The sequence below is a fragment of the Allobosea sp. GW822-FHT05A11 genome, assembly GCF_058800455.1.
In genome coordinates this window covers 857221-869399 of record NZ_JBXAMI010000001.1, presented here as the reverse complement: position 1 = coordinate 869399, position 12179 = coordinate 857221, and the positions used below count along the sequence as shown (strand labels likewise).

The 12179-nt window shown below is 67.4% G+C and carries 12 protein-coding genes; 8 read left to right on the top strand and 4 right to left on the bottom strand.

Going from position 1 to position 12179, the window contains the following annotated elements; genetic code table 11:
• The first annotated feature begins 39 nt into the window (after nt 1-39).
• Both AC1RLU_RS04280 and AC1RLU_RS04275 read left to right on the top strand, forming a co-directional pair.
• Nucleotides 40-957, top strand: a complete 918-nt coding sequence (locus tag AC1RLU_RS04280; protein WP_091856375.1) for an ABC transporter permease — start codon at nt 40-42, stop codon at nt 955-957.
• Nucleotides 957-1829 carry an ABC transporter permease gene (locus AC1RLU_RS04275; protein WP_492794033.1) on the top strand — a complete coding sequence of 291 codons (873 nt, stop codon included), beginning with the start codon at nt 957-959 and terminating at the stop codon, nt 1827-1829. The genes AC1RLU_RS04280 and AC1RLU_RS04275 overlap by 1 nt, the downstream gene beginning before the upstream one ends.
• A 6-nt stretch (nt 1830-1835) precedes the next feature.
• Here AC1RLU_RS04275 and AC1RLU_RS04270 read toward each other — a convergent pair whose 3' ends face one another.
• Nucleotides 1836-2987 (bottom strand): acyl-CoA dehydrogenase family protein, encoded by a 1152-nt coding sequence (locus AC1RLU_RS04270; RefSeq protein WP_492794032.1) that lies wholly within the window; start codon nt 2985-2987, stop codon nt 1836-1838.
• 111 nt (nt 2988-3098) lie between these two features.
• Between AC1RLU_RS04270 and AC1RLU_RS04265 the strand changes: the two genes are divergently transcribed.
• Nucleotides 3099-4292: a CaiB/BaiF CoA transferase family protein gene (locus tag AC1RLU_RS04265; RefSeq protein WP_492794030.1), complete on the top strand. Its 1194-nt coding sequence runs from the start codon at nt 3099-3101 to the stop codon at nt 4290-4292.
• 9 nt (nt 4293-4301) lie between these two features.
• Entirely contained in the window at nt 4302-4928 is a 627-nt protein-coding gene (locus AC1RLU_RS04260; RefSeq protein WP_492794029.1) for a TetR/AcrR family transcriptional regulator, read from the top strand.
• 2 nt (nt 4929-4930) lie between these two features.
• Here AC1RLU_RS04260 and pdxR read toward each other — a convergent pair whose 3' ends face one another.
• Nucleotides 4931-6358, bottom strand: coding sequence for a MocR-like pyridoxine biosynthesis transcription factor PdxR (gene pdxR, locus AC1RLU_RS04255; RefSeq protein WP_492794028.1), 1428 nt, complete (start codon nt 6356-6358; stop codon nt 4931-4933).
• A 75-nt stretch (nt 6359-6433) separates the two neighbouring features.
• On the opposite strand from pdxR, the gene AC1RLU_RS04250 reads away from it, so the two are divergent.
• Both AC1RLU_RS04250 and AC1RLU_RS04245 read left to right on the top strand, forming a co-directional pair.
• Nucleotides 6434-7057, top strand: a complete 624-nt coding sequence (locus tag AC1RLU_RS04250; RefSeq protein ID WP_492794026.1) for an FMN-binding negative transcriptional regulator — start codon at nt 6434-6436, stop codon at nt 7055-7057.
• Nucleotides 7058-7158: 101 nt separating this feature from the next.
• Nucleotides 7159-7842 carry a metallophosphoesterase family protein gene (locus AC1RLU_RS04245; protein WP_492794024.1) on the top strand — a complete coding sequence of 228 codons (684 nt, stop codon included), beginning with the start codon at nt 7159-7161 and terminating at the stop codon, nt 7840-7842.
• Between the two features lie 10 nt (nt 7843-7852).
• Here the strand turns inward: AC1RLU_RS04245 and AC1RLU_RS04240 are convergent, their stop codons facing one another.
• Nucleotides 7853-8212 carry a hypothetical protein gene (locus AC1RLU_RS04240; protein WP_061969248.1) on the bottom strand — a complete coding sequence of 120 codons (360 nt, stop codon included), beginning with the start codon at nt 8210-8212 and terminating at the stop codon, nt 7853-7855.
• 258 nt (nt 8213-8470) lie between these two features.
• On the opposite strand from AC1RLU_RS04240, the gene AC1RLU_RS04235 reads away from it, so the two are divergent.
• Nucleotides 8471-9424 (top strand): ring-cleaving dioxygenase, encoded by a 954-nt coding sequence (locus tag AC1RLU_RS04235; protein WP_061969250.1) that lies wholly within the window; start codon nt 8471-8473, stop codon nt 9422-9424.
• Nucleotides 9425-9615: 191 nt separating this feature from the next.
• Here AC1RLU_RS04235 and AC1RLU_RS04230 read toward each other — a convergent pair whose 3' ends face one another.
• The gene (locus tag AC1RLU_RS04230; protein ID WP_061970229.1) at nt 9616-10170 is read right to left on the bottom strand and encodes an NADPH-dependent FMN reductase; all 555 of its coding nucleotides are present in this window, start codon (nt 10168-10170) and stop codon (nt 9616-9618) included.
• 160 nt (nt 10171-10330) lie between these two features.
• Between AC1RLU_RS04230 and nhaA the strand changes: the two genes are divergently transcribed.
• On the top strand, nt 10331-12169 hold the full coding sequence (gene nhaA, locus AC1RLU_RS04225; protein WP_492794022.1) for a Na+/H+ antiporter NhaA: 1839 nt from the start codon (nt 10331-10333) through the stop codon (nt 12167-12169).
• Nucleotides 12170-12179 lie beyond the last annotated feature (10 nt).

Sequence of the window (12179 nt, the reverse complement as noted above, 5' to 3'; positions counted from 1 at the left end):
CCCTGCCAGGCAGGCCGACCCGCTATTCCCGGAGCCGTCATGCTGCCCTTTCTCGCGCGCCGCCTGATCGTCGCCGCCCTCGTGGCGCTCGCCGTCTCGGCCGTCGCCTTCGGATTGATGTTCGTCTCCGGCGATCCCGCCGTTGTCCTGGCCGGCCAGGCCGGCCGGGCGCAGGATGTCGAACTGATCCGGCAGGCCTATGGCCTCGACCGGCCGATCCCGCTCCAGTTCCTGAGCTGGATCGGCAATGCCTTCACCGGCAATTTTGGCACCAGCCTCTATTTCAACCTGCCGGTCGCGCCGATCATCACGGAGCGGCTCTCGGTCACGCTCGTCCTCGGCTCTCTTGCCTTCCTGCTCGCGCTCGTGGTCGCGGTCCCGCTCGGTATCCTCGCCTCGCTCAAGCCGGGCGGCACGATCGACCGGATCGCGCTGATGCTCGCCGTCCTCGGCCAGGCGATCCCGAGCTTCTGGCTCGGCCTGATCCTGATCGTCGTCTTCGGCGTCTGGTACGGGCTCGTGCCGATCTCCGGCACCGAGAGCTGGCAGGGCTATATCCTGCCCGTCGTGGTGCTCAGCTATTACGCGATGCCCGCTTTGATGCGCCTGACGCGTGCCGGCATGATCGACGTGCTCACCGCCGACTATATCCGCACCGCTCGCGCCAAGGGCGCCTCGCAGCCGCGCGTGCTGCTGGTCCATGCGCTGCGCAACGCCGTGCTGCCGCTGGTCTCGCTCGCAGCCGTCCAGTTCGGCCTGATGCTCTCGGGCTCGATCGTGATCGAGAGCGTCTTCGCCATCAATGGCCTCGGCCGCCTCGCCTGGGAATCGCTGCTACGCAGCGACCTGCCCGTCGTGCAGGCGATCATCCTGATCCTCTCGCTGATCTACGTGACGCTGACGACAGTGGCCGACCTGATCAATGCCTGGCTCGATCCCCGCCTGAGGAGCGCCTGATGTCGATCGCCGACAGCCCTGCCATCTGCCGGCGCAAGCTCTTCAAGGGCCTGAGCGCCAGCAGCGCCATCCGCATCGGCGGCGGCCTGCTCGCCGTCATCGTCTTCGTCGCGATCTTCGCGCCCTGGCTGACGAGCCATGATCCGATTGCGCAGGATCTCGGCAAGCGCATGATCCCGCCCTTCTGGTATCCGGGCTCGGACCCGGCACACCTCCTCGGCACCGACCATCTCGGCCGCGACTACCTTGCCCGCCTGCTCTATGGCGCGCGCGTCTCGCTCTTGATCGGGCTTGGTGTAACGCTCTGCGCCGGATTCATCGGCACGATGCTCGGCCTTGCCGCCGGCTATTTCGGCGGCCGTGTCGACATGGCGATCAGCTTCATCGTGACGACCCGTCTGTCGCTGCCGATCGTGCTGGTCGCGCTCGCCGCGGTGGCGCTGGGTGGCGCCTCCCTGAAGACGCTCGCGATCGTGCTGAGCCTCCTGCTCTGGGACCGTTTTGCGGTGGTCGTGCGCGCCGCGGCGCAGAGCCTGCGCAGCCGGGAGTTCGTGCAGGCAACCCAATCCTTCGGCGCCTCGCATCTCTACATCATGCTGCACGGCATCCTGCCGAACCTGCGCAACACGCTGATCGTGGTCGCGACGCTGGAGATCGCCAACGTCATCCTGCTCGAAGCCGCGCTGTCCTTCCTCGGCCTCGGCGCCCAACCGCCGACGCCCTCCTGGGGCCTGATGATCGCGGAAGGACGCGAGCACATCCTGTTCGACCCCTGGCTGATCGCCCTGCCGGGCGCCGGGCTCTGCCTGCTGATCCTGGCGGTGAACCTGCTCGGCGACGGCGTCCGCGACGCTCTCGACGAGCGGCGCTGAGGGACTTCAGCCCAGCGCCTTCACCATGTTGCGGGCGATGACGATCTGCTGGATCTGCGAGGTGCCCTCGTAGATCCGGAACAGGCGCGCGTCCCGGTAAAAGCGCTCGATGCCGTGGTCGGCGATATAGCCGGCCCCGCCATGGATCTGCACCGCGCGGTCGACCACACGGCCGACCATCTCGCTGGCGAAGAGCTTGCAGCAGGCTGCGTCCGTCGCGACGTCTTCGCCACGATCCTTGGCGCGCGCGGTCTCCAGCACCATGCAACGCGCCGCATAGGCCTCGGTCCGGCTGTCGGCGAGCATGGCCTGGACCAACTGGAACTCGGCGATCGGCTGGCTAAACTGCTTGCGCTCGACGGCATAGCGCAGGCTGTCATCGATCACGCGCTCGGCCATCGCGACGCAGACCGCGGAGATATGCAGGCGCCCGCGATCGAGCACCTTCATCGCCGTGCGGAAGCCCTGCCCTTCGCGCCCGCCCAGCAGAGCATCGGCCGGCACGCGGCAATCTTCGAAGATCACGTCCGAGGTATGCGAACCGCTCTGGCCCATTTTCTTGTCGATCGGCCCGAGCGAGAGCCCCGGAGTACCCGCCTCGACGAGGAAGGCCGAGACACCCTTGGCACCGGGCTGCGACGGGTCGGTACGCGCGAACACCGTGAACAGCCCGGCATGCGGGGCATTGGTGATGAAGCGTTTGGTGCCGTTGAGGACATAGCCGCCCTCGACCTTTCGCGCCGAGGTCTTCAGCGAGGCCGCATCCGAACCCGCCTCCGGCTCCGTCAGCGCGAAGGAACTGATCAGCTCGCCCGAGGCCAGCCGCGGCAGGTAGCGCTGCTTCTGCTCCGCGGTGCCATCCATGATCAGCCCTTGCGAGCCGATGCCGTTATTGGTCCCGATCAGCGAGCGGAAAGCCGGCGAGGTCCTGCCGAGCTCGAAGGCGACCCGGACCTCCTCCTCCATCGTCAGGCCGAGACCGCCGTACTCTTCCGGGATCGACAGGCCGAACAGGCCCATTTCCGCGATCTCCCGGCGGATCTCCGCGGGAATGCGATCCTCCTGCGCGACCTGATGTTCCAGGGGCCGCAGCCGCTCGCGGACGAAGCGCGCGACGCTCTCCAGCAACCCCTGCATCGTCTCGCTGTCCAAGGCCATCGCCGTCTCCTCGCTTGCCCTTGCCCGGCCGCTCGGGCTTCCTTGACAAGGCAGGACAGCTAAATACCTTCCAGTCGGTAAGTAAATATCGAGAGCGCGAGGCGACAGGCGATGGGCGCGGCACTGGACGGCATCAAGGTCCTCGATCTCTCCCGCGTCCTCGCGGGACCCTGGGCGACCATGACGCTGGGCGATCTCGGCGCCGAGATCTGGAAGATCGAGCAGCCCGGCGTAGGCGACGACACGCGCGGCTGGATGCCGCCCTCGGTCGAGGGCATCTCGACCTATTATCTCGGCGCCAACCGCAACAAGAAGAGCCTGACCATCGATATCGGCACAGCCGAGGGCCGTGAGATCATCGTCGCGCTCGCCAAGCAGGCCGACATTCTGGTCGAGAATTTTCGGCCGGCCTCCTTGCGCAAGTTCAAGCTGACCTATGAGGACCTCAAGGCGATCAATCCGCGCCTGATCGTCTGCTCGATCTCCGGTTACGGGCGCGGGCACGAACTCGAAGAGCGCCCCGGCTACGATTTCATAATCCAGGCCGAATCCGGTTTCATGGCGATCACCGGCGAGCGCGATGGCGAACCGATGCGGCTCGGCGTCGCCTTCATCGATCTCGTCACCGGCATGAACGCCGTCCAGGCGGTGCTCGCGGCGCTCTACATGCGCGAGCGCACCGGCGAGGGGCAATGGCTCGATATCGGCCTCAACGACAGCGCCTTGTTCCTCCTCGCGAATGTCGCCTCGGGCTACCTCAACACCGGCAAGGAGCATGGCCGCTACGGCAATGCCCATCCCAGCATCGCGCCGTACCAGATCTTCGCCTGCAGCGACGGGCGCATCGCCATCGCCGTCGGGACTGAAGAGCAGTTCCGCCGCTTCTGCCGGGTCATCGGCCTGGCCCAGCTTTCCGACGACCCGCGCTACGCGACCAACCGCAAGCGCACCGAGCATCGGGATACGCTGCTCCCCTTGCTCGAACAGCATTTCGCAAGCCTGAGTCTGCCCGCGCTGCTCGCCGACCTGCGTGCCGCCAGCGTGCCGGCCGGCGAAGTCCGCAGCGTCGGCCAGGCCCTGACCAGCGACATCGCGGCGCTGCGCCAGAGCGTCGTCTCCGTACCCGCTCCGACCATCGGCAGTTTCCGCTCGGTCCGCAGTCCGCTGCGCATGTCCGCAAGCCCGGGCCGGGAGCCGACGCCGCCGCCCGCGATCGGGCAGCATACCGACGCGGTTCTGGCCGAGCATCTCGGCCTTGGACCTGAGCAGATCGAACGGCTGCGCTCCTCCGGCGCGATCGGCTGACTTAAAGCCATGTCGGCGCCCGGCAACAGCGAAATCAAATCGAAGCGCCAGGGCCGCCCGCCGACAATTCCAGATGCGCGTAACCGCATCCTCGACGATGCCGCCCGGCTCTTCGCCCAGGACGGCTATGACGGGACGTCGCTGGGAGAACTCGCCGCCTCCGTCGGGGTCACCAAGGCCGCGATCTATCACTATTTCCCGAACAAGAAGGAGATCTACGAGGCGATCATCGTGCGCACGCTGGAAGGGCTGCGCCGTCACGTCTCACAGGTCGTCGCGCAGGCCTCCGGCCCGGAAGAGGCGCTCGCGCGCTTCATGACCGCCCATGCGGATTTCTTCGAGGAGCATTATGACGGCTTCCTCACCATGCTCGTCGGCTATGGCGGCATGGAGAATGTGGTGATGATCGCGGAGGCGCAGAAGCTGCGCGACGATCACGAGCAGGCTCTGCGGCAGATCATCGCCGACGGCGTCGCCCAAGGCGCCTTCCGCGCGATCGATATCGACACCACCAGCCGTGCCATCCTCTCGATGCTCAACTGGATGGTGCGCTGGTTCAAGCCGGGCAAGGGCCGCCGCGCCGCTGCCTTCGCGCAGGATTACTGCGACCTGATGCTCGGCGGCCTGCGGAACTGATTTCAGCCGACCGCCGCGAACACCTCGGCCAGCCCGGCGACACCGCGCCGGATCACTTCGACATCATGCGCCGCATAGCCGATGACGAAGCCGGCCTCGGCCGGGCGCTCCGAGGCAGAGGCATAGAGCGGCCCGATCGGATAGAGGCCGATCCCGGCCGCGCGTGCGGCATCGACGATCGCCGCCTCCTGCTCCGCCGGGACGCCGTTCAACCAGGCGACGACATGCAGGCCGGTATCCGCACCGGTCACCGTCAGGCGCGAACCACACTCCGTCGCCAGAGCCTGCAACAGCGCGGCCCGGCGCTCCGCATTGCGCCGGCGGATGCTGCGGATATGGCGCTCATAGCCACCGCTGGCGAGAAACTCCGCCAGCGCCTCCTGCTCCAGCAGCGGTGTGTGCCGGTCGGTCAGGCGCTTGGCCTCCGCGAAGACGCCGCAGAGATCGGGCGGCACGACGAGGTAGCCGAGCCGCAGCGTCGGCGAGAGCGTCTTCGAGACCGTGCCGAGATAGATGACCGTATCAGGCGCGGATGCCTGGAGAGGCGGGATCGGTGCGATATTGTGCCGGTATTCGCCATCGTAATCGTCTTCGACGATCATGACCCCGGTCTCGGCAGCCCAATCCAGCAAGGCCCGTCGCCTCGCCGCCGAAAGCACGCTGCCCAGCGGATACTGATGGGACGGCGTGACATAGGCCAATCGCGCCGCCGGCAAGCCTTCCGTCCGGATGCCCTCGCGATCGACGGCAACGGGCACGATCACCCCGCCGGAGGCCGCGAAAGCATGCCGGGCCAAAACATAGCCGGGGTCTTCCATGACGAAGCGGTCGCCAGGGTTGAGCAGCAGCCGGGCGCAGAGATCGAGACCCTGCTGCGAGCCGTTGACCACGATGATCTGCTCCGGCGCGCAGCTGATCCCGCGGGCGCGCCACAGATAGCTCTGCAGGGCGGCCCTGAGCGGAGCCGAGCCCTGCGGGTCGCTGTAACGCAAACGCTCGGTGCGGCGCAGGCTTGCCCGGTTGAGCGCGCGGCGCCAGGCCAGCATCGGAAAATCCGCCCCGTTCAGGTCGCCATAGCGGAGATCGGCGATGCGATAGGTCTGGAACCGGGCTGGTGCGGGGAAGGCCAGCAGACGCCGCGCGAAATCGGACAAGGCGCGCGTGCCGGTGGGCGCCGCGGCTTTCGGCATCGGCGCTGCCGCAAGCCCGCGCGCCACGACGGCACGCGCGCCGGGACGATTGAGCAGATAGCCCTCTGCGATCAATTGCCCATAGGCGGCCGTGACCGTGGTCCGCGACACGCCCCATTCGATGGCGAGCGCCCGGCTCGACGGCAGGCGATCGCCGGGGCGATATTCTCCGTCATGGATGCGCTGCTTGATCGCGGCGATGATCCGGCGGGCGACGCCCTGCTCTTCCAACTGGACCACAGAAAACCTTCAGAACTGGATATTCCGATGGGTCCAGATTGCAGGCATGACAGCGCCGACACAAGGAGTTCCCGCATGTACACCCCACCGGCCTTTCGCGACGAGGACAGGACGAGCCTGCTGGCCACGATCCGGGCCGCGCGCCTCGCCACCTTCATCACCGCAACGGTGGACGGCCCGTTGGCGACCCCGCTGCCGCTCTTCATGGACTCAAGCGAGGGCGAGCATGGCGTGATCTACGGCCATCTCGCCAGGGCGAACCCGCAATGGCGCGCACCCGTCATCGGCAACGGCCTCGCCATCTTCGCCGGCCCCGACGCCTATGTCACGCCAAGCTGGTATGCGGTGAAGCAGGAGACCGGCAAGGTCGTGCCGACCTGGAACTACGTGACGGTCCACGCCTCCGGCCCGGTCGAGTTCTTCGACGACCCTACCCGGCTGCTCGACGTCGTCACGCGCCTGACCAGCCTGCACGAGGGCGAGCGCGCCGCGCCTTGGGCGGTCTCCGATGCACCGCCGGAATTCGTCCAGGCGCAGTTGCGCGGCATCGTCGGGATGCGCATGCCGATCGTGACGCTCGAAGGCAAGCGCAAGCTCAGCCAGAACCGCAGCCCGGCCGACCGCGCTGGCGTGACCGCAGGCCTTGCCGAAAGCGATCGCCCCACCGACCGGCATGTCGCGACGCTGATCCCGGTCTGAGCCCAGGCCGGGCTCGCCTTCGCGAAGCGCCAGGCTTAAGCAGGACTGACGGATGGCTCATGCGCGTATGAGCCATCCACGACAATCTGACGAGCCGACCCATGAAAATCGCGATCATCTCCGACATCCACGGCAATCTCGATGCGCTCCGGGCGTTCTCCGAGAACCATGACGAGCTCTGGGTGCTGGGCGATCAGGTCAATTTCGGTCCGCAGCCGCGCGAAGTCGTCGAGATCATCCGCGATCGGGCCGATATCGCGATCCAGGGCAACCACGACCACGCCGTCGGCTTCGACGACGACAGCCGCTGGACGCCGAAATTCCGCGCCATCGCCGAGGCGACGCGCCGTCATAGCTCGGCAGAGCTGAACGAGGAGCAGAAGCTTTATCTGCGCGAGCTGCCGCTGACCGTCCGGGCCGTGCGCGACGGAACCCGGTTCCAGCTCGTCCACGCCACGCCGTCGGACCCGCATTACGGCTACCTGCTGGAGGATGCGGATGGCTGGGCAGCCGAACTGGAAAGCGTCGATGCCGACGTGCTCCTCGTCGGGCACACGCATACGCCCTTCATCCGCCGGATCGGCGATAGGACGGTCGTCAATCCCGGCAGCATCGGCCAGCCGCGCGGCGCCAAGCCGCGGCCGAGCTATGCGGTCTGGCAGGATGGCGTCCTCGAGCTCCGCAGCTTCGACTATCCCGTCGAAGCCACGGTTGCGAAGCTCGAAGCCCTCGGCCATCCCCCGGAGGTCGAGGCGGAACTCGTCCGCATCCTCCGGGAGGGCTGATCGATCCGGCTTACGCCGCCCGTTTCGCGACGATGGTCAGCTCACCCTCGCTGTCGAGCGCGGCCATCACCACATCCCGGGACGTGAAGCCCTTCACGGCAAGGGCCGATTTCAGTTTCGGCTCGTTTTCGATCGTGGCCTGGATCTGCTGAAGCTGCCCGGCCGGCTGCGCCGCCGATTGCTGCTTGACCTGCTCCTGGGCGGCAGCCGGCAATGCGTCCATGTCGACGACGCTGATCGACTTGATCGTCGTTTCCTTTTGAGTGGAGGGAGCCGATTGTGCCGGTGCTGTCGGCGACGCCGGAGCTTGCGCCATCGCGCTGCCCGAGACGATCAAAGCAGTGCCGATGGCAATCATGGCGGTTCGCATGGAGTATCCTCCTGTGTTTTGCCGATGGAAGCCGTATCAGGCCGTGCAAATGCGTTCACAGACTGAAGCCGGTTTGGTCATTTCTGGGCGATGTTATGGCCAAGACCCGGACCGCGTCGGATTTGCACGTCAATCAGAGCTGGCCAGGCCGTGGGGACCAGCTGTTCGCGTTTCTCGAACAACCCGTTCTTGAATCATCCCCTACCGAGCCAAGCCGGCGCCTCGATATCAGGCAGGAGAAACCAGAAAGGGACGATCATGGCTCTTCAACTCAGCGGCATCCATCATCTGACGGCGATCACCGCCGACGCACCCGGCAACAAGCGCTTCTACACCGACACGCTCGGCCTGCGCCTCGTCAAGAAGACGGTGAACCAGGACGATACCTCGGCCTATCACCTGTTCTACGCCGACGGGCAGGCGAGCCCGGGCACCGACATCACCTTCTTCGACTGGCCCGCAGCGCCCGAACGGCGCGGTACGCATGCGATCTCGCGCACAGGATTGCGCGTCGCCGGCGAGACCGCGCTGAATTTCTGGCACGAGCGCCTTTCGGCCGGCGGCTACGCCAAAACCGACGTGGCGCTGCTGGACGGCAGGGCGTCCTTCGACGCCGAAGACCCGGAAGGGCAGCGTCTGCGCTTCATCGACGACGGTGGCGCCGGCGAGGCTCATGCCTGGTCGGGCAGCCCCGTCCCGGCAGAACACCAGATCCGGGGGCTCGGCCCGATCACGATCAGCGTGCCCGACCTCGGTCCGACCGAAGCCGTGCTGACGCAGGTCATGAACATGCGCCGCGAACGCAGCTACGCCTCGCCCGACGGCGCAGGCGAGGTGCATGTCTTCACGATGGGCGAAGGCGGCCCGGCCGCGGAGTTGCACGTTGCGGTCCAGCCTGGCCTGCCCATCGCTCGGCAGGGTGCGGGTGGCGTCCATCACGTCGCCTTCCGGACTCCGGATCTCGAAGGCATGAACGCGTGGTCCCGTCGCCTGGCTGAAAACCGGGTTCCCTCCAGCGGCGAAGTCGAGCGCTACTATTTCCGGTCGCTCTATTTCCGCGAGCCGGGTGGCAATCTGTTCGAGATCGCCACCGATGGACCCGGCTTCGCGGTCGATGAGCCGCTGGAGACGCTCGGCGAGCGACTGGCGCTGCCGCCCTTCCTCGAGGCGCAGCGGGCGCGGATCGAGGCCAACCTCAAGCCGCTCGCCTGATCCCGCGCGTCCCGAGCGGACGCGCGCCACACCCGGCCCAGGAGCGTATGCCCCCAAGCTATCACGCTCCTGGGTCTCGATCATTCATCGCGGTGCCCAATCCGGCAGCACCTCGATCAGCCGTCCGGCCCTGATGCCGTCGATCGACCTGGCCGCGGACTGGCTTTCGCGCCGCGCTTCCTGACAGGGGCTCAGCGCCCGGCGGCGAAGGCGGCGAAACCCGCGATGAACTGCGCGAGACGCTGACGCGTGGTCTCGTCGGTCAGGTTGCCTTCGGCGTCGAAGACGCTCTGCGCCCGCGACACCATCAGCCGGCCCTCGAACCAGGGCCGGGTCCCGAGAGTGCGCAGCACCGGCAGCCAGGCATCCTGTGCCAGGATCGTCCCGAAGCCGCCCGGAGAGGCGCCGAGCACGGCGACCGGCTTGCCGCCGAACAGCGGCCCGATATCGGAGGCCGGCCGCGTCAGCCAGTCGATCGCGTTCTTGAACACGCCCGGCAATGAGTTGTTGTATTCCGGCGTGAACAGCAGCAGGCCATCGGCCGCCGCCAGTTGCTGCTTCAGCGCCTGCACCGCGGGCGGTATCCCCTGCTCCCGCTCGTCGTCGCCGTTATAGAGCGGAATGCCCTCGATGCTGCCGGCCAGCAGGGTCGCGCCGTCGAGCGTGAGCTCCGTTGCGGCCCGCAGCAGGCCAGTATTGAAAGACGCCTGTCTCAGGCTGCCGGAAATTCCCAGAAGGCGTGTCATCGTTGCTCCCTCGCGCCCAACGGCCCGACCGACGGCCGGCGCGGCCAAACCCGATGCTGACGCATCTTCCCGATTGTGGCTACCATGGGCAGGATCGGTTTGCCCGGAAGGCCGCACCCAGGCGGCGGGCGGCTTTCGTCGAAGGAAGGGGACCACGGGGATGTCCGAGGCCGCGATTGCCAACCGCCTCGACCGCTCGGTCGATGATAGGATCGATCACATCCTCGGCCCCGGCCTCGCCCAGATCACGCTCGTTGAATATGGCAGCTATGCCTGCCCCTATTGCCGCGCCGCCAATGAGCGCATTGCCGAGGTCCGCGACCAGCTCGGCGAGCGCCTGCGCTACGTCTTCCGCCATCGGCCCCTGACCGGCAGCGACATCGCGCTGCGCGCCGCCGCCCTCGTCGAACGCGCAGCGACCGCTGAGCAGTTCTGGGACGCGCATGTCAAGCTGATGACCCGCTCCCAGGTGCTGACCGAAGAGGATCTCGAGGCGGTCGCGCGCGATCTCGGGCTTGCGGATATCGACCCCGAGCACGACGCCACCGACGCGCAACGGGCCGCGGCACGCGTCGAAGCCGACATCGCCAGCTCCCATGCCAGCGGCGTGCGCTTCACACCGAGCTTCTTCATCAACGAGCGGCGTTATGATGGCCCCTGGGATGAAAGCTCCTTCCTCGATGCGATGCTGGGGACGCTCGGCCACCGCTTCCGGGCCGCAGCACTCGACTTCGCCAGCTGGGGGCCCTCGGCCGGCATCCTGCTCCTGCTCGCGACGATCCTCGCAATCGCGCTGACCAATTCGCCGCTGGGGCCGGGCTTCGAGGCGTTCTGGCATCGCGAGCTGGCGCTGTCCTTCGGCGATGCCCGCTTCGGGATGTCGCTCCAGCACTGGGTCAATGACGGCCTGCTGACGATCTTCTTCCTTGTCGTCGGGCTGGAGATCAAGCGCGAGTTCACCGTCGGGCATCTCGCCGGGCGGCGCTCCGCCGCACTGCCGATCGCCGGCGCGGTCGGCGGCATGGTCGTGCCGGCGGCGCTCTACATGCTCGTCCTGCCCGGCGGGCCCTGGTCGCATGGCTGGGGCGTGCCGATGGCGACCGACACGGCCTTCGCGATCGCGATCATTGTCATGATGGGCTCGCGGGTGCCGATCGAGCTGCGCATCTTCCTCACCGCCGCGGCCATCGTCGACGATATCGGCGCGATCATCGTGGTGGCGCTGTTCTATTCGGGCAAGCTCCAGCTCGGTTACCTGCTGGCCGCGCTGATCCTGACGGGCGGGCTTGCAGCGCTCAACCGCTCGCATATCTATCGCGTCGCGCCCTATGCGCTGATCGGCATCGCGCTCTGGCTCTGCGTCTATGCCGGGGGCTTGCATGCGACGCTGGCCGGCGTCGTGCTGGCGCTGTTCATTCCGACGCGCCCGCCAGCCGATCTCACCGCGCTCACCGCCCAGGCCAATTCGATCATGCTGGCGGAAGCGGCCCATGGTGCCGAGGTCCTGCGGCACGGCCCCTCGACCCCGGCCCTGCGCGCGCTCGACGCGATCCACGATCGCCTGGAATCGCCGGCCGACCGCCTGCTCCGCCATGCCGGCGCCCGCTCGAGCTATCTGGTGCTGCCGCTCTTCGCTCTCGCCAATGCCGGCGTCGTCATCGCGCCCGATGTCCTCGAAGGCCGCGGGATGCTGCTGCTCGCGATCATGGCAGGGCTCGTGCTCGGCAAGCCGCTCGGCATGCTCGGCGCCACCGCACTGGCCGTCCGCCTCGGCGTCGCGGTGAAGCCGGCGGAGTATTCCTGGCTGCAGCTTGCCGGCGCGAGCGCACTTGCCGGCATCGGCTTCACCATGTCGCTGTTCATCGCCGGCCAGGCCTTCGCCGATCCTGGCGATTTCGCCGCCGCCAAGATCGCGGTCTTCGCCGCCTCGATCGGCGCCGCCTTGCTGGGAGCCGCCATGCTCTGGAGAGCGGCACCGCGGCTCGACGCCAATCGCTGACCACCGTCAT

Bases quoted from the DNA above. Each gene is read 5' to 3' on its own strand.
- AC1RLU_RS04280 (WP_091856375.1), top strand. From the start codon at position 40: ATGCTGCCCTTTCTCGCGCGCCGCCTGATCGTCGCCGCCCTCGTGGCG.
- AC1RLU_RS04275 (WP_492794033.1), top strand. From the start codon at position 957: ATGTCGATCGCCGACAGCCCTGCCATCTGCCGGCGCAAGCTCTTCAAG.
- AC1RLU_RS04270 (WP_492794032.1), bottom strand. From the start codon at position 2,987: ATGGCCTTGGACAGCGAGACGATGCAGGGGTTGCTGGAGAGCGTCGCG.
- AC1RLU_RS04265 (WP_492794030.1), top strand. From the start codon at position 3,099: ATGGGCGCGGCACTGGACGGCATCAAGGTCCTCGATCTCTCCCGCGTC.
- AC1RLU_RS04260 (WP_492794029.1), top strand. From the start codon at position 4,302: ATGTCGGCGCCCGGCAACAGCGAAATCAAATCGAAGCGCCAGGGCCGC.
- AC1RLU_RS04250 (WP_492794026.1), top strand. From the start codon at position 6,434: ATGTACACCCCACCGGCCTTTCGCGACGAGGACAGGACGAGCCTGCTG.
- AC1RLU_RS04245 (WP_492794024.1), top strand. From the start codon at position 7,159: ATGAAAATCGCGATCATCTCCGACATCCACGGCAATCTCGATGCGCTC.
- AC1RLU_RS04240 (WP_061969248.1), bottom strand. From the start codon at position 8,212: ATGCGAACCGCCATGATTGCCATCGGCACTGCTTTGATCGTCTCGGGC.
- AC1RLU_RS04235 (WP_061969250.1), top strand. From the start codon at position 8,471: ATGGCTCTTCAACTCAGCGGCATCCATCATCTGACGGCGATCACCGCC.
- AC1RLU_RS04230 (WP_061970229.1), bottom strand. From the start codon at position 10,170: ATGACACGCCTTCTGGGAATTTCCGGCAGCCTGAGACAGGCGTCTTTC.
- nhaA (WP_492794022.1), top strand. From the start codon at position 10,331: ATGTCCGAGGCCGCGATTGCCAACCGCCTCGACCGCTCGGTCGATGAT.